This is a genomic window from Escherichia sp. MAL-1, assembly GCF_052948035.1.
Genome location: NZ_CM129609.1, coordinates 3,382,425 through 3,398,716 on the forward strand (window position 1 = coordinate 3,382,425; position 16,292 = coordinate 3,398,716).

Sequence of the window (16,292 nt, forward strand, 5' to 3'; positions counted from 1 at the left end):
ATAGTCGCGCCAGCGCGCCCGATAAAACAATACCATTATGTGATCAATTTCACTTGATTGAAATTATTTGTATTGTATTTGTATTATTTACAGGATGAATTTATCGGGCATAATGGTTAAATTCGTATTAATGAGATACTAAAAATGGGACACAAACCCTTATACCGGCAGATTGCCGATCGCATTCGTGAGCAAATTGCGCGTGGGGAGCTTAAACCTGGCGATGCGTTACCTACCGAATCTGCATTACAAACAGAGTTTGGCGTCAGCCGGGTTACGGTGCGTCAGGCTTTGCGCCAGCTAGTCGAGCAGCAGATCCTCGAAAGCATTCAGGGCAGCGGGACTTACGTCAAAGAAGAGCGGGTCAATTACGATATTTTTCAGTTAACCAGTTTTGATGAAAAACTGTCGGACCGTCACGTCGATACACACAGTGAAGTCCTGATATTTGAAGTGATTCCGGCTGACGATTTTCTTCAGCAACAGCTACAAATCACCGCGCAGGATCGTGTGTGGCATGTGAAGCGCGTGCGCTATCGCAAGCAAAAGCCAATGGCGCTGGAAGAAACCTGGATGCCGCTTGCGTTGTTCCCAGATCTCACCTGGCAGGTCATGGAAAATTCGAAATATCACTTTATTGAAGAAGTGAAGAAAATGGTTATCGAGCGTAGCGAACAGGAAATCATTCCTCTGATGCCAACCGAAGAGATGAGCCGTCTGCTTAATATCAGCCAGACAAAGCCGATTCTTGAAAAAGTATCGCGTGGATATTTAGTTGATGGTCGGGTGTTTGAATATAGCCGCAACGCTTTTAATACCGATGACTATAAATTTACCCTGATAGCGCAGCGAAAATCATCGCGATAAGCACAAAAAAGGCCATCATACGATGGCCAACCATGTCGAAACCGACAGCCCTTCGCCATTCCTGTAGAGGGAAGCGGCGAGGGCTATTTCTTATTACAGATATTTATTTCAGAACAGTTTTCAGTGCTTCACCGATATCCGCCAGGCTGCGAACGGTTTTCACGCCTGCGGCTTCCAGAGCAGCGAATTTCTCATCCGCAGTCCCTTTCCCACCGGCAATGATGGCACCCGCGTGGCCCATACGTTTGCCTTTCGGCGCAGTCACACCAGCAATGTAGCCCACAACTGGCTTGGTAACGTGCTCTTTGATGTACGCTGCCGCTTCTTCTTCAGCGCTACCGCCGATCTCACCAATCATCACGATCGCTTCGGTCTGCGGATCTTTTTCGAACATTTCGAGAATGTCGATAAAGTTAGAGCCAGGGATCGGGTCACCGCCGATACCGACACAGGTCGACTGACCGAAACCGTAATCCGTGGTCTGTTTAACCGCTTCATAGGTCAGTGTACCGGAACGGGAAACGATACCCACTTTACCCGGTTTGTGAATGTGACCCGGCTGGATACCGATTTTGCATTCACCCGGAGTGATAACGCCTGGGCAGTTCGGGCCGATCATACGAACGCCTGCTTCGTCCAGTTTCACTTTCACAGTCAGCATATCCAGCGTCGGGATGCCTTCAGTGATGGTGATAATCAGTTTGATGCCTGCGTCGATGGCTTCCAGAATGGAGTCTTTGCAGAACGGTGCTGGTACGTAGATAACAGAAGCGGTAGCGCCAGTAGCAGCAACAGCTTCACGCACGGTGTTGAACACCGGCAGGCCGAGGTGGGTAGTGCCGCCTTTACCTGGAGTTACGCCACCAACCATTTTAGTGCCGTATGCAATGGCCTGTTCTGAGTGGAAAGTCCCCTGGCTACCGGTAAAGCCCTGGCAGATAACCTTGGTGTTTTTATCGATTAAAATGGACATTATTTCCCCTCCACTGCGGCAACAACCTGCTGAGCTGCATCCGTCAGACCTTTTGCTGCAATAATATTCAGGCCGCTGTCAGCCAGTTTCTTCGCGCCGAGTTCGGCGTTGTTACCTTCCAGACGTACCACGACCGGTACGTTAACACCCACTTCTGCTACCGCGCCGATGATACCGTCAGCGATCAGGTCGCAACGAACGATACCGCCGAAGATGTTAACCAGAACGGCTTTCACTTTGTCGTCAGAGAGGATGATTTTGAACGCTTCGGTTACACGTTCTTTGGTTGCGCCGCCGCCAACGTCAAGGAAGTTAGCCGGTTCGCCGCCGTGCAGTTTAACGATGTCCATCGTACCCATCGCCAGACCTGCGCCGTTAACCATACAACCGATGTTACCGTCCAGCGCAACGTAGTTCAGTTCCCACTGTGCAGCCTGTGCTTCACGCGGATCTTCCTGCGACTGGTCACGCATTTCGCGCAGATCAGGCTGGCGGAACAGTGCGTTGCCGTCAGCGCCCAGTTTGCCGTCGAGGCAAATCAGATCGCCCTGTTTGGTGATGACCAGCGGGTTGATTTCGATCAACGCCAGGTCGCGCTCCAGGAAAATGGTCGCCAGGCCCATGAAGATTTTGGTGAACTGCTGAACCAGTTTACCTTCCAGACCCAGTTTGAACGCCAGCTCGCGTCCCTGATACGGCATCGGGCCAGTCAGCGGATCAAGCGCAACTTTATGGATCAGGTGCGGAGTTTCTTCCGCCACTTTTTCGATTTCCACGCCGCCTTCGGTGGAGGCCATAAAGACCACACGACGGGAACTACGGTCAACAACGGCACCGAGATACAGCTCTTTAGCGATATCGGTCGCTGCTTCAACCAGAATCTGGTTAACCGGTTGGCCATTGGCATCTGTTTGATACGTTACCAGACGCTTGCCCAGCCAGTTTTCTGCAAAAGCACGGATGTCTTCTTTGCTGTTTACAACTTTCACACCGCCCGCTTTACCGCGGCCACCAGCGTGAACCTGACATTTCACTACCCACGGACCGGCACCGATTTTTGAAGCGGCTTCTTCTGCTTCGCGCGGAGTAGTACAGGCATAACCCACCGGTGCTGGTAAGCCATAGCGGGCAAAAAGTTGTTTTGCCTGATATTCATGTAAGTTCATGTGTTCTGTCCATCCTTCAGTAATCGTTATCTTTTAAACCGTAGACCGAATATTTCGTATCGCTTCCGGGCATTGTCGGTCACCCGTAGGCCTGATAAGACACGTTAAACGTCACATCAGGCATCGCTTGTCGGATGCGGCGCTTGCGCCTTATCCGACCTACATTGGTGGTCCCCGTAGGCCTGATAAGACACGTTAACCGTCACATCAGGCATCGCTTGTCGGATGCGGCGCTAGCGCCTTATCCGACCTACATTGGTGGTCCCGTAGGCCTGATAAGACGCGTCAGCGTCGCATCAGGCTTCAATTGCCGGAGAAGGCGATAATGCCTTATCCGGTCTACAGTGCAGGTGAAACTTAAACTACTACACGTCCAGCAGCAGACGCGTCGGATCTTCCAGCAACTCTTTGATCGTTACCAGGAAGCCCACGGATTCGCGACCATCGATCAGACGGTGATCGTAGGACAGCGCCAGGTACATCATCGGCAGGATCTCAACTTGACCATTCACCGCCATCGGACGATCTTTGATAGCGTGCATACCCAGAATTGCGCTCTGCGGCGGGTTGATGATCGGCGTAGACATCAGGGAACCGAACACACCACCGTTGGTGATGGTGAAGTTACCACCGGTCAGATCTTCAACGGTCAGCTTGCCGTCACGGCCTTTGACTGCCAGCTCTTTGATTTTCTTCTCGATGTCTGCCATGCCGAGGGTATCGACATCACGCAGAACCGGCGTCACCAGGCCGCGCGGCGTAGAAACCGCCATGCTGACGTCGAAATAGTTGTGGTAAACCACGTCATCGCCGTCGATAGAAGCGTTCACTTCCGGGTAACGTTTCAGGGCTTCAACCACCGCTTTCACGTAGAAGGACATAAAGCCCAGACGGATGCCGTGGCGTTTTTCAAACGCTTCACCGTACTGCTTACGCAGATCCATAATCGGCTTCATGTTGACTTCGTTGAACGTGGTCAGCATGGCGGTGGAGTTTTTCGCTTCCAGCAGACGCTCTGCCACACGCTTACGCAGGCGAGTCATCGGGACACGTTTTTCACTACGTGCAGCCAGAGCCGGTTGCGCCGCCGGAGCAGCCGCTGCCGGAGCAGACTCTTTCGCCGGGGCTTTCGCCAGATGTTTTTCCACATCTTCACGAGTCAGACGACCACCCACACCAGTGCCTTTAATGGCGCTGGCGTCGAGATTGTGTTCAGCCAGCAGGCGACGGATCGCCGGGCTTAACGCATCGTTGTTTTGCTCTTCCAGAGACGCCTGCTGGCGTTGCGCCGGAGTGGACGCTTTCTCTTCAGATTTGGCGCTGGTTTCTTTACCGGCGCTGTTGCCTTCACGCAGGCGACCAAGGATCTGACGAGACGTTACCGTTGTACCTTCATCTTCCAGAACCGCATCCAGAATGCCGTCTGCTGATGCCGGTACTTCCAGTACCACTTTGTCAGTTTCGATTTCTACCAGCACTTCATCACGTACGACTGCGTCGCCGGGTTTTTTATGCCAGGTTGCGACGGTGGCATCGGCTACGGATTCAGGCAGGTCAGGGACCAGAATATCTACGCTACTCATTGTGTATCCTTTATTTATTCGACGTTCAGCGCGTCATTAACCAGATCTTGTTGCTGTTTCTGGTGAACGGACATATACCCTACCGCCGGAGAGGCGGAGGCCGGGCGGCCTGCATAACGCAGAGAAGCCCCAAACGGAATCACTTCACGGAAATGATGCTGGCTGCAGTACCATGCGCCCTGGTTGAGCGGCTCTTCCTGGCACCAGACAAAATCCTTGACGTGAGCAAACTGCTGCAACACTTCCTGCATCGCTTTATGCGGGAACGGGTAGAGTTGCTCGATACGCACAATGGCGACATCGTGTTGATTGTTCTTACGACGTTGTTCCAGCAGGTCGTAATAAACCTTACCAGAACACATCACTACGCGCTTCACACCCTTCGGATCAAGCTCGTCGATTTCACCGATGGCTGGCAGGAAGGTGCCGTTCGCCAGTTCTTCGAGGCTGGAAACCGCCAGCGGATGACGCAGCAGGGATTTCGGCGACATCACGACCAGCGGACGACGCATCCCGCGCAGCGCCTGACGACGCAGCATGTGGTAAACCTGTGCCGGGGTAGACGGTACGCACACCTGCATGTTTTGCTCAGCACAAAGTTGCAGATAACGTTCCAGACGCGCGGAGGAGTGCTCCGGCCCCTGCCCTTCATAACCGTGCGGCAGCAACATCACCAGACCACACATCCGGCCCCATTTCTGTTCGCCAGAGGAGATGAACTGGTCGATAACCACCTGCGCACCGTTGGCGAAGTCACCGAACTGCGCTTCCCAGATAGTCAGAGTGCGTGGTTCTGCGGTGGCATAACCGTATTCAAACGCCAGCACTGCTTCTTCAGACAGTACGGAGTCCCAGACACGGAACGCGCCCTGGCCGTTATGGATGTGTTGCAGCGGCGTGTAAGTGGAACCGTTAGACTGGTTGTGGATCACCGCGTGGCGGTGGAAGAAGGTACCGCGACCGGAGTCTTCACCCGACAGGCGAACCGGAATGCCTTCGTCAACCAGCGTGGCGTAAGCGAGGTTTTCCGCGCCGCCCCAGTCGAACAGTTTCTCACCGGCAGCCATCGCCTGGCGATCGCCATAAATTTTGGCAACGCGAGACTGCATTTCAACCGCTTCCGGCACCGTGCTGATGCGTTTAGCCAGTTCCTGCAGGCGCTTCATCTCAACTTTGTTCGGGTACTCTTCGTCCCATTCGTGGTTGAGATACGGCGACCAGGTGAAAGAGTGCATGTTCATCGGACGCCACTCTGCCACTACGCAATCGCCAGCATCCAGCGCATCGCGGTACAGGTTAACCATCTCGGTGGCATCTTCCAGCGTCGCCACTTTTTCCTGCTCCAGCTTGTCAGCATAGATTTTGCGCGGCGTCGGATGTTTTTTGATTTTCTGATACATCAGCGGCTGGGTTGCGCTCGGCTCGTCGGCTTCGTTGTGGCCGTGACGGCGGTAGCACACCAGGTCGATGAAGACATCACGTTTAAAGGTGTTACGGAAATCGAGCGCCAGACGGGTCACAAAGGCAACGGCTTCCGGATCATCCGCGTTAACGTGGAAAATCGGTGCCTGAACCATCTTACCGATATCAGTACAGTACGGTGTAGAACGAGCATCCAGCGGATTAGAGGTGGTGAAACCAACCTGGTTGTTGATAACGATACGTACCGTACCGCCAACTTCATAACCACGCGCTTTCGACATGTTCAGAGTTTCCTGAACCACACCCTGCCCGGTCACTGCGGCGTCACCGTGGATGGTGATTGGCAGCACTTTGTTGCTGCTCGGCTCATCAAGTCTGTCCAGACGGGCACGAACAGAACCGATAACTACCGGGCTTACAATCTCAAGGTGAGACGGGTTAAACGCCAGCGCCAGGTGCACCAGGCCGCCATCGGTCTGGAAGTCAGACGAGAAGCCCATGTGGTATTTCACGTCACCCGTGCCGAGGTGTTCTTTATGTTTACCGGCGAACTCGTCGAACAAGTCTTGCGGTTTTTTACCCAGCACGTTCACCAGCACGTTCAGACGACCACGGTGCGCCATCCCGAGAACCACTTCGCGGGTGCCGCTGTTGCCAGCGTGGCGGATCATCTCTTTAAGCATCGGGATTAACGCGTCACCGCCTTCCAGCGAGAAGCGTTTTGCGCCAGGGAATTTTGCGCCGAGGTAACGTTCAAGGCCTTCAGCGGCGGTCAGTTCGCTTAAGAAGCGTTTTTTCTCTTCGCTATTGAAAGTCGCGCGACCAGACTCGATACGCTGTTGGATCCAGCGTTTTTCTTCGGTGCTGGTGATGTGCATATACTCGGCACCAATCGGGCCGCAGTAGGTTTGCTTGAGGGCTTCCAGCAGCTCGCCGAGTTTCATGGTTTCTTTGCCGCTGGCAAATGAACCGACGTTGAAGGTCTCCTGGAAGTCTGCTTCGGTCAGATCGTGGAAAGACGGATCCAGATCGGCCACTTTATCTTGCTGCCACAGTCCCAGCGGATCGAGATTCGCATGCTGGTGACCACGGAAGCGGTATGCGTTAATGAGCTGCAGGACTTTTACCTGCTTCACATTGGTGTCAGGGTCGGAGATCGTTGAAGAGTAACGTGAAGCGTCTTTCGCCAGGCGGCGGAAATATTCACGCGTTTGAGAGTGGAATTGATCCGGTTTGACTCCCGTACCAGGTAACTGCTGGAACGTCGAACGCCAGTTAGCGTCAACCGAGTCAGGATCGGTTAAGAAGTCTTCATAGAGCTGTTCTATCCAGCTCTGGTTTGCGCCAGAGAGGTAAGAAGAGTCCAACCAGGCTTTCAAAGCGCTGTTCTGCATCGTGATCCCTTAAGCATCTTTTTTATGCTTACTTCGCCGTGGATACTACCACGCACAGTGATGTGCGTGCCGGGGTTCACTTGCGAGCTCTTGTCTACGTAGTGGCTCGCGAAGGAACCTTTAAAAACTGTCTTAGTGTCAGGGGCAGTTTTTAAAGATTTCCTGAATAGCCGGGGGATTTCCCCGGCATCAACATTTAATTACGCATTACGTTGCAACAACATCGACTTGATATGGCCGATGGCGCGCGTCGGGTTCAGCCCCTTCGGACATACACTGACGCAGTTCATGATGCTGTGACAGCGGAATACACTGAATGCATCGCTCAAACCGTCGAGGCGGCTGTCAGTCTCGGTATCACGGCTATCGATCAGGAAACGATATGCCGCTAACAAGCCTGCCGGGCCGATAAACTTATCGGGATTCCACCAGAAAGACGGACAAGAGGTTGAACAACATGCGCAGAGAATACATTCATACAGCCCGTCGAGTTTTTCGCGCTGCTCTGGCATCTGTAAATGCTCGCGAGCTGGCGGATTTTGTCCATTATTCAACAGGTAAGGCTTAATTTTCTCATATTGCGCATAGAATTGTCCCATGTCTACCACCAAATCGCGGATCACCGGTAAACCTGGCAGCGGGCGAATCACAATCTTCTTGCCCGGCTGGTTGAGTGCCGAAATCGGGGTAATACAGGCCAGACCATTCTTGCCGTTCATGTTCAGACCGTCGGAACCGCACACACCTTCACGGCAGGAGCGGCGGAACGACAGGCTGGGATCTTTCTCTTTCAGCTGGATAAGCGCATCCAGCAACATCATGTCGCGACCTTCTTCCGCTTCCAGGGTGTAATCCTGCATACGCGGAGCATCATCAACATCCGGGTTATAGCGATAAATTGAAAACTCGAGTCTCATTTTCCTGTCTCCGCATTAGTAAGTACGAATCTTCGGCGGGAATGCCGGGCGCAGTTTCGGTTCCATGTTGACGCTTCGGCGCGTCATGGATTCCGACTCTGGCAGATACAGGGAGTGGCACAGCCAGTTTTCATCATCACGATCCGGGAAGTCGAAGCGGCTATGCGCGCCACGGCTTTCGGTACGGAAGTTGGCAGAAACAGCCGTTGCATACGCCGTTTCCATCAGGTTATCCAGTTCCAGGCACTCAACGCGCTGGGTGTTGAACTCGCTGGAAGTGTCATCCAGACGGGCATTTTTCAGACGCTCGCGGATAACTTTCAACTGCTCAAGCCCTTTCGCCATCGCATCACCTTCACGGAAGACCGAGAAGTTATGCTGCATACATTCTTGCAGCGCTTTACGAATCGCCACCGGATCTTCACCGTTACGATTATTGTTCCAGCGGTTCAGACGATCCAGAGATGCTTCAACATCAGACTCGCTGGCATCGCGCAATGCGCCCTGCTCGGCGATAGACTCTTGCAGATGCAGACCCGCTGCGCGACCAAAGACCACCAGGTCCAGCAGCGAGTTGCCGCCCAGACGGTTAGCGCCGTGTACCGATACACAAGCGATTTCACCAACGGCAAACAGCCCCGGAACAACCACATCTTCGCCTTTCTCGTTCACCGTCAGCGCCTGACCGGTCACTTTGGTCGGAATACCACCCATCATGTAGTGACAGGTTGGGATAACCGGAATCGGCTCTTTCACCGGATCAACGTGAGCGAAGGTACGGGAGAGTTCCAGAATACCCGGCAGACGGGATTCGAGAACTTCTTTACCCAGGTGGTCGAGTTTCAGTTTCGCATGTGGCCCCCACGGACCATCACAGCCGCGACCTTCACGGATTTCAATCATGATGGAACGCGCCACCACGTCACGGCCCGCCAGGTCTTTGGCGTTCGGCGCATAACGCTCCATAAAGCGTTCGCCATGTTTGTTCAGCAGATAACCGCCTTCACCACGGCAACCTTCGGTGACCAGTACGCCCGCACCGGCAATACCGGTCGGGTGGAACTGCCACATTTCCATATCCTGCACCGGTACGCCTGCGCGGATAGCCATGCCGACGCCGTCGCCAGTGTTAATGTGGGCGTTAGTGGTGGACTGATAAATACGCCCTGCCCCGCCAGTCGCCAGCACGGTAGCGCGGGCTTTGAAATAAACCACTTCACCAGTTTCGATGCACAGTGCAGTACAACCCACCACCGCGCCATCCTGGTTTTTCACCAGATCCAGCGCATACCACTCGGAGAAAATAGTGGTGTGGTTTTTCAGGTTCTGCTGATAAAGGGTATGCAACAGTGCGTGACCGGTACGGTCAGCTGCTGCCGCAGTGCGTGCCGCCTGCTCGCCGCCGAAGTTTTTCGACTGACCGCCAAACGGACGTTGATAGATACGACCATCATCAAGACGCGAGAACGGCAGGCCCATGTGTTCGAGTTCCAGAATCGCTTCCGGCCCGGTTTTACACATATATTCAATCGCGTCCTGGTCACCGATATAGTCCGAACCTTTTACGGTGTCGTACATATGCCATTCCCAGTTATCTTCATGGGTATTACCCAGCGCAACGGTAATGCCGCCTTGCGCAGAAACGGTATGGGAACGGGTCGGGAAGACTTTAGAGAGCAGCGCACAGGTTTGACCGCTCTGGGAAATTTGCAGCGCCGCGCGCATACCTGCGCCACCGGCACCAATCACAACTGCATCAAATTCTCTGACTGGCAATTTCATCACACACCCCACACCACAACGAATCCATAAATCACGTAAACCACCAGAGCAACGACAATCACCAGTTGCAGCATCAGGCGCAAGGCCAGCGGTTTAACGTAGTCGGTCAACACCTGCCACATGCCGATCCAGGCATGGATCAAGATAGAAAACAGCGCCAGCAGGGTGAACACTTTGGTGAACGCAGAGGCGAAGAAACCGATCCAGACTTCATATGTCAGCTCGCCACTGGTAGCGAAAAAACCGACCATATAAATGATGTAGAGCGTCAGGACGATAGCGGTAGCGCGAACGAGGATGAAATCATGTACGCCATTGCGTCCTAATGCGGAGGCGTTGCTTACCATACGAGGACTCCTGCGAGAAGTGAAAGCACGACAGTAATAACAAAGGAGATTTTGGCGGAGCGTTTACCCGCTTCGAATGTTTCTTCCAGATAGCCAAAATCCATCATCATGTGGCGAATACCTACGACGACGTGATACGCCAGAGCGGTAAGGATGCCCCACATGATAAATTTGACGAAGAAGCTGCCCATAATCGCGGAAGCTTGCTCGAAACCTTCAGGGGAAGAGAGGCTGGTACCCAGAAGCCACAGCAGGATGCCCACTGCAACAAAGGTGATCACACCGGAAACGCGATGGAGAATGGACGCTATCGCCGTGATGGGGAACCGGATGGTCTGTAGGTCCAGATTAACAGGTCTTTGTTTTTTCACATTTCTTATCATGAATAACGCCCACATGCTGTTCTTATTATTCCCTGGGGACTACGGGCACAGAGGTTAACTTTCTGTTACCTGGAGACGTCGGGATTTCCTTCCTCCGGTCTGCTTGCGGGTCAGACAGCGTCCTTTCTATAACTGCGCGTCATGCAAAACACTGCTTCCAGATGCGAAAACGACACGTTACAACGCTGGGTGGCTCGGGATTGCAGGGTGTTCCGGAGACCTGGCGGCAGTATAGGCTGTTCACAAAATCATTACAATTAACCTACATATAGTTTGTCGGGTTTTATCCTGAACAGTGATCCAGGTCACGATAACAACATTTATTTAATTTTTAATCATCTAATTTGACAATCATTCAACAAAGTTGTTACAAACATTACCAGGAAAAGCATATAATGCGTAAAAGTTATGAAGTCGGTATTTCACCTAAGATTAACTTATGTAACAGTGTGGAAGTATTGACCAATTCATTCGGGACAGTTATTAGTGGTAGACAAGTTTAATAATTCGGATTGCTAAGTACTTGATTCGCCATTTATTCGTCATCAATGGATCCTTTACCTGCAAGCGCCCAGAGCTCTGTACCCAGGTTTTCCCCTCTTTCACAGAGCGGCGAGCCAAATAACAAACGGGTAAAGCCAGGTTGATGTGCGAAGGCAAATTTAAGTTCCGGCAGTCTTACGTAATAAGGCGCTAAGGAGACCTTAAATGGCTGATACAAAAGCAAAACTCACCCTCAACGGGGACACAGCTGTTGAACTGGATGTGCTGAAAGGCACGCTGGGTCAAGATGTTATTGATATCCGTACTCTCGGTTCAAAAGGTGTGTTCACCTTTGACCCAGGCTTCACTTCAACCGCATCCTGCGAATCTAAAATTACTTTTATTGATGGTGATGAAGGTATTTTGCTGCACCGCGGTTTCCCGATCGATCAGCTGGCGACCGATTCTAACTACCTGGAAGTTTGTTACATCCTGCTGAATGGTGAAAAACCGACTCAGGAACAGTATGACGAATTTAAAACTACGGTGACCCGTCATACCATGATCCACGAGCAGATTACCCGTCTGTTCCACGCTTTCCGTCGCGACTCACATCCAATGGCAGTCATGTGTGGTATTACCGGCGCGCTGGCGGCGTTCTATCACGACTCGCTGGATGTTAACAATCCTCGTCATCGTGAAATTGCCGCGTTCCGCCTGCTGTCGAAAATGCCGACCATGGCCGCGATGTGTTACAAGTATTCCATTGGTCAGCCATTTGTTTATCCGCGCAACGATCTCTCCTATGCCGGTAACTTCCTGAATATGATGTTCTCCACGCCGTGCGAACCGTATGAAGTTAATCCGATTCTGGAACGTGCTATGGACCGTATTCTGATCCTGCACGCTGACCATGAACAGAACGCCTCTACCTCCACCGTGCGTACCGCTGGCTCTTCGGGTGCGAACCCGTTTGCCTGTATCGCAGCAGGTATTGCTTCACTGTGGGGACCTGCGCACGGTGGTGCTAACGAAGCGGCGCTGAAAATGCTGGAAGAAATTAGCTCCGTTAAACACATTCCGGAATTTGTTCGTCGTGCGAAAGATAAAAATGATTCTTTCCGCCTGATGGGCTTCGGTCACCGCGTGTACAAAAATTACGACCCGCGCGCCACCGTAATGCGTGAAACCTGCCATGAAGTTCTGAAAGAGCTGGGCACCAAAGATGACCTGCTGGAAGTGGCTATGGAGCTGGAAAACATCGCGCTGAACGACCCGTACTTTATCGAGAAGAAACTGTACCCGAACGTCGATTTCTACTCTGGTATCATCCTGAAAGCGATGGGTATTCCGTCTTCCATGTTCACCGTCATTTTCGCAATGGCACGTACCGTTGGCTGGATCGCCCACTGGAGCGAAATGCACAGTGACGGTATGAAGATTGCCCGTCCGCGTCAGCTGTATACAGGATATGAAAAACGCGACTTTAAAAGCGATATCAAGCGTTAATGATTGATTGCTAAGCCGTTTACTTTCCGGACCCGCCTTTAATAGAGCGGGTTCTTTTTATATGGCTGAACATAATAAATTGTAAAAATTAAACCAGATACAAATACCCATTAATAAGGTGAGAAAATGTGACAAGTCACATACTGAGCAGAATGATAAGTTTATTTTTATACTTTCCTGCTGGTAGCATTGTTAACCCAATGAAAATTATGCATATCCATCCCACCCCATCCTTCATCTCATTAAACAATAAATTTATGCACTCAATTATTCCATTCTTTATATAACAAGATTTTTAATATTGTTAAATAAAACCAAATACATTCAACTGCCAGTTAATATATTCTTGCCACGCAACATTCTATCTCATTATTTAAAGGACTCCGTTATGTTTAAAGGACAAAAAACATTGGCCGCACTGGCCGTATCTCTGCTGTTCACAGCACCTGTTTATGCGGCTGATGAAGGATCCGGTGAAATTCACTTTAAAGGTGAAGTTATTGAAGCACCGTGTGAAATACATCAGGATGATATTGATAAAGAGGTTGAACTCGGTCAGGTGACCACCAGCCACATTAATCAGTCACATCACAGCGATGCCGTTGCTGTCGACCTGCGCTTAGTCAACTGTGATCTGGAAAACTCCAGCAACGGTTCCGGTGGCAAGATTTCTAAAGTTGCAGTCACCTTTGATAGCTCAGCGAAAACCACCGGCGCAGATCCGATTCTCAACAACACCAGCACGGGTGAAGCCACCGGCGTCGGCGTACGTTTAATGAATAAAGATCAAAGCAATATCGTTTTAGGCACCGCTACTCCAGATATCGACCTGGCTCCGACCTCCAGCGAACAAACGCTGAATTTCTTTGCCTGGATGGAACAAATTGATCAGGCTACACCTGTAACGCCAGGCGCAGTTACGGCGAATGCAACCTACGTGCTGGATTATAAATAAGTATTACTTTGGCGGCGCTATCGCCGCCTTTCATAAAATATTTATCAGGTATGGACACCGTGAATATTTATCGACTCTCTTTTGTATCCTGCCTGGTCGTGGCGATGCCTTGCGCATTGGCGGTCGAATTCAACCTTAATGTTCTCGATAAATCGATGCGCGACCGCATTGATATTTCATTATTAAAGGAAAAAGGAGTCATTGCTCCCGGTGAGTATTTTGTTAGCGTTGCGGTAAATAATAACCAAATCAGTAACAGGCAAAAGATTAACTGGCACAAAAATGACGATAAAACCATTCCGTGCATCAATGATTTACTGGTCGATAAATTTGGCTTAAAACCTGAAGTCCGTCAGTCGTTACCATTGATAAATCAGTGCGTCGATTTTAGCTCCCGACCTGAAATGCTCTTCAATTTCGATCAAGCCAATCAGCAACTAAATATCACCATTCCGCAAGCCTGGCTGGCGTGGCACTCAGAAAACTGGACCCCACCCTCCACATGGAAAGAAGGTGTCGCCGGTATCCTGATGGATTACAACTTGTTTGCCAGCAGCTACCGCCCACAGGACGGCAGCAGCAGCACTAACCTGAACGCCTACGGTACCACCGGAATTAACGCCGGGGCATGGCGCTTACGTAGTGATTATCAGTTGAATCAGACTGATAGCGATGATAACCATGAACAGTCAGGCGGGATATCGCGCACCTATCTTTTTCGTCCATTACCGCAATTAGGCTCTAAATTAACCCTCGGCGAAACGGATTTTAGTTCCAATATTTTCGACGGTTTTTCTTATACCGGCGCGGCACTGGCAAGTGACGAGCGAATGTTGCCATGGGAACTACGCGGCTACGCCCCACAAATTAGCGGTATTGCACAGACCAATGCCACGGTGACGATCAGTCAATCAGGCCGCGTCATTTACCAGAAAAAAGTCCCACCAGGCCCATTTATCATTGACGACCTTAATCAGTCTGTTCAGGGCACACTGGATGTCAAAGTGACGGAAGAAGATGGTCGGGTGAACAATTTCCAGGTTTCGGCAGCATCGACGCCCTTCCTGACTCGTCAGGGACAGGTTCGCTATAAACTGGCCGCGGGTCAGCCACGGCCCTCCATGTCACATCAAACTGAAAATGAAACCTTTTTTAGCAATGAAGTTTCCTGGGGGATGCTGTCAAACACCTCGCTGTACGGCGGCCTGCTGCTTTCTGGTGATGACTACCATTCTGCCGCAATGGGTATTGGGCAAAATATGCTGTGGCTTGGTGCGCTGTCGTTTGATGTCACGTGGGCCAGTAGCCATTTTGATACTCAGCAGGACGAGCGGGGCTTAAGCTACCGTTTTAATTACAGCAAACAAGTGAATGCCACTAACAGCACGATTTCCCTCGCCGCTTATCGTTTCTCCGATCGTCATTTTCACAGCTACGCCAACTATCTGGATCACAAATACAACGACAGCGATGCGCAGGACGAAAAACAGACGATCAGCTTATCTGTGGGCCAACCGATTACCCCACTAAACCTCAATCTTTACGCCAACCTGCTACATCAAACCTGGTGGAATGCAGACGCCTCCACGACCGCCAACATCACAGCCGGTTTTAATGTTGATATTGGTGACTGGAGAGATATCTCTATTTCGACGTCATTCAATACAACCCATTACGAAGATAAAGATCGCGACAACCAGATTTACCTGTCGATTTCGCTCCCCTTCGGTAATGGTGGTCGGGTTGGTTATGACATGCAAAACAGTAGCCACAGCACCACACACCGCATGTCGTGGAACGATACGCTGGATGAACGTAATAGCTGGGGCATGTCTGCCGGACTGCAATCCGACCGTCCTGACAATGGAGCCCAGGTGAGCGGTAACTATCAGCACCTGAGTTCAGCGGGTGAGTGGGATATTTCTGGTACCTATGCCGCCAATGATTACAGTTCCGTCAGCAGCAGCTGGAGCGGTTCTTTCACCGCAACCCAATATGGTGCAGCGTTTCATCGCCGCAGCTCCACCAATGAACCTCGCCTGATGGTCAGCACCGATGGCGTGGCAGATATTCCGGTTCAGGGCAATCTCGACTACACCAACCATTTTGGCATTGCGGTGGTGCCGTTGATTTCCAGTTATCAGCCTTCCACCGTGGCGGTGAACATGAATGAATTACCCGACGGCGTAACAGTTACAGAAAACGTTATCAAAGAAACGTGGATTGAAGGCGCGATAGGTTACAAATCACTGGCTTCCCGTTCCGGTAAAGACGTTAACGTCATCATTCGCAACGCCAGCGGTCAGTTTCCTCCCCTCGGAGCGGATATCCGCCAGGATGACAGCGGCATTAGCGTGGGGATGGTTGGCGAGGAAGGACATGCCTGGTTAAGCGGAGTCGCTGAAAATCAAAAGTTTACCGTGGTCTGGGGTGATAGCCAGCATTGCTCGCTCCATCTTCCTGAACATATGGAAGACACCGCAAATCGCCTGATTTTACCTTGTCATTAAT

The 16,292-nt window shown here is 51.4% G+C and carries 13 protein-coding genes; 5 read left to right on the forward strand and 8 right to left on the reverse strand.

The window, feature by feature from the left end; genetic code table 11:
- Positions 1–144 precede the first annotated feature (144 nt).
- Positions 145–867, forward strand: coding sequence for a mannosyl-D-glycerate transport/metabolism system transcriptional repressor MngR (gene mngR / locus ACU8XX_RS16915; protein ID WP_000509900.1), 723 nt, complete (start codon positions 145–147; stop codon positions 865–867).
- A 103-nt stretch (positions 868–970) separates the two neighbouring features.
- On the opposite strand, the gene sucD is transcribed toward mngR, so the two are convergent.
- The 8 genes from sucD to sdhC form a co-directional block, all read right to left on the reverse strand.
- Positions 971–1,840, reverse strand: coding sequence for a succinate--CoA ligase subunit alpha (gene sucD / locus ACU8XX_RS16920; RefSeq protein WP_000025458.1), 870 nt, complete (start codon positions 1,838–1,840; stop codon positions 971–973).
- Positions 1,840–3,006, reverse strand: coding sequence for an ADP-forming succinate--CoA ligase subunit beta (sucC, locus tag ACU8XX_RS16925; protein ID WP_001048602.1), 1,167 nt, complete (start codon positions 3,004–3,006; stop codon positions 1,840–1,842). Before sucC ends, sucD begins: the two co-directional genes overlap by 1 nt.
- A gap of 365 nt (positions 3,007–3,371) precedes the next feature.
- Positions 3,372–4,589, reverse strand: a complete 1,218-nt coding sequence (gene odhB / locus ACU8XX_RS16930; RefSeq protein WP_000099823.1) for a 2-oxoglutarate dehydrogenase complex dihydrolipoyllysine-residue succinyltransferase — start codon at positions 4,587–4,589, stop codon at positions 3,372–3,374.
- A 14-nt stretch (positions 4,590–4,603) separates the two neighbouring features.
- Entirely contained in the window at positions 4,604–7,405 is a 2,802-nt protein-coding gene (sucA, locus tag ACU8XX_RS16935) for a 2-oxoglutarate dehydrogenase E1 component (RefSeq protein ID WP_001181473.1), read from the reverse strand.
- A 200-nt stretch (positions 7,406–7,605) separates the two neighbouring features.
- A complete protein-coding gene (sdhB, locus tag ACU8XX_RS16940; protein WP_001235263.1) occupies positions 7,606–8,322 on the reverse strand; it encodes a succinate dehydrogenase iron-sulfur subunit SdhB in 717 nt (238 codons plus the stop codon).
- A gap of 15 nt (positions 8,323–8,337) precedes the next feature.
- Positions 8,338–10,104 carry a succinate dehydrogenase flavoprotein subunit gene (sdhA, locus tag ACU8XX_RS16945; protein ID WP_000775540.1) on the reverse strand — a complete coding sequence of 589 codons (1,767 nt, stop codon included), beginning with the start codon at positions 10,102–10,104 and terminating at the stop codon, positions 8,338–8,340.
- The gene (sdhD, locus tag ACU8XX_RS16950; RefSeq protein ID WP_000254365.1) at positions 10,104–10,451 is read right to left on the reverse strand and encodes a succinate dehydrogenase membrane anchor subunit; all 348 of its coding nucleotides are present in this window, start codon (positions 10,449–10,451) and stop codon (positions 10,104–10,106) included. The genes sdhA and sdhD overlap by 1 nt, the downstream gene beginning before the upstream one ends.
- The gene (gene sdhC, locus ACU8XX_RS16955) at positions 10,445–10,849 is read right to left on the reverse strand and encodes a succinate dehydrogenase cytochrome b556 subunit (protein ID WP_000263347.1); all 405 of its coding nucleotides are present in this window, start codon (positions 10,847–10,849) and stop codon (positions 10,445–10,447) included. The genes sdhD and sdhC overlap by 7 nt, the downstream gene beginning before the upstream one ends.
- Positions 10,850–11,229: 380 nt before the next feature.
- On the opposite strand from sdhC, the gene ACU8XX_RS16960 reads away from it, so the two are divergent.
- The 4 genes from ACU8XX_RS16960 to ACU8XX_RS16975 all read left to right on the forward strand — a co-directional run bounded on the left by ACU8XX_RS16960 (position 11,230) and on the right by ACU8XX_RS16975 (position 16,291).
- Positions 11,230–11,337 (forward strand): hypothetical protein, encoded by a 108-nt coding sequence (locus tag ACU8XX_RS16960; RefSeq protein ID WP_001305582.1) that lies wholly within the window; start codon positions 11,230–11,232, stop codon positions 11,335–11,337.
- 205 nt (positions 11,338–11,542) lie between these two features.
- On the forward strand, positions 11,543–12,826 hold the full coding sequence (gltA, locus tag ACU8XX_RS16965; RefSeq protein ID WP_000785834.1) for a citrate synthase: 1,284 nt from the start codon (positions 11,543–11,545) through the stop codon (positions 12,824–12,826).
- Between the two features lie 388 nt (positions 12,827–13,214).
- Positions 13,215–13,781 (forward strand): fimbrial protein, encoded by a 567-nt coding sequence (locus tag ACU8XX_RS16970; RefSeq protein ID WP_000472422.1) that lies wholly within the window; start codon positions 13,215–13,217, stop codon positions 13,779–13,781.
- A 50-nt stretch (positions 13,782–13,831) separates the two neighbouring features.
- Positions 13,832–16,291 (forward strand): fimbria/pilus outer membrane usher protein, encoded by a 2,460-nt coding sequence (locus ACU8XX_RS16975; protein WP_072217296.1) that lies wholly within the window; start codon positions 13,832–13,834, stop codon positions 16,289–16,291.
- The last annotated feature ends 1 nt before the right edge of the window (position 16,292 follow it).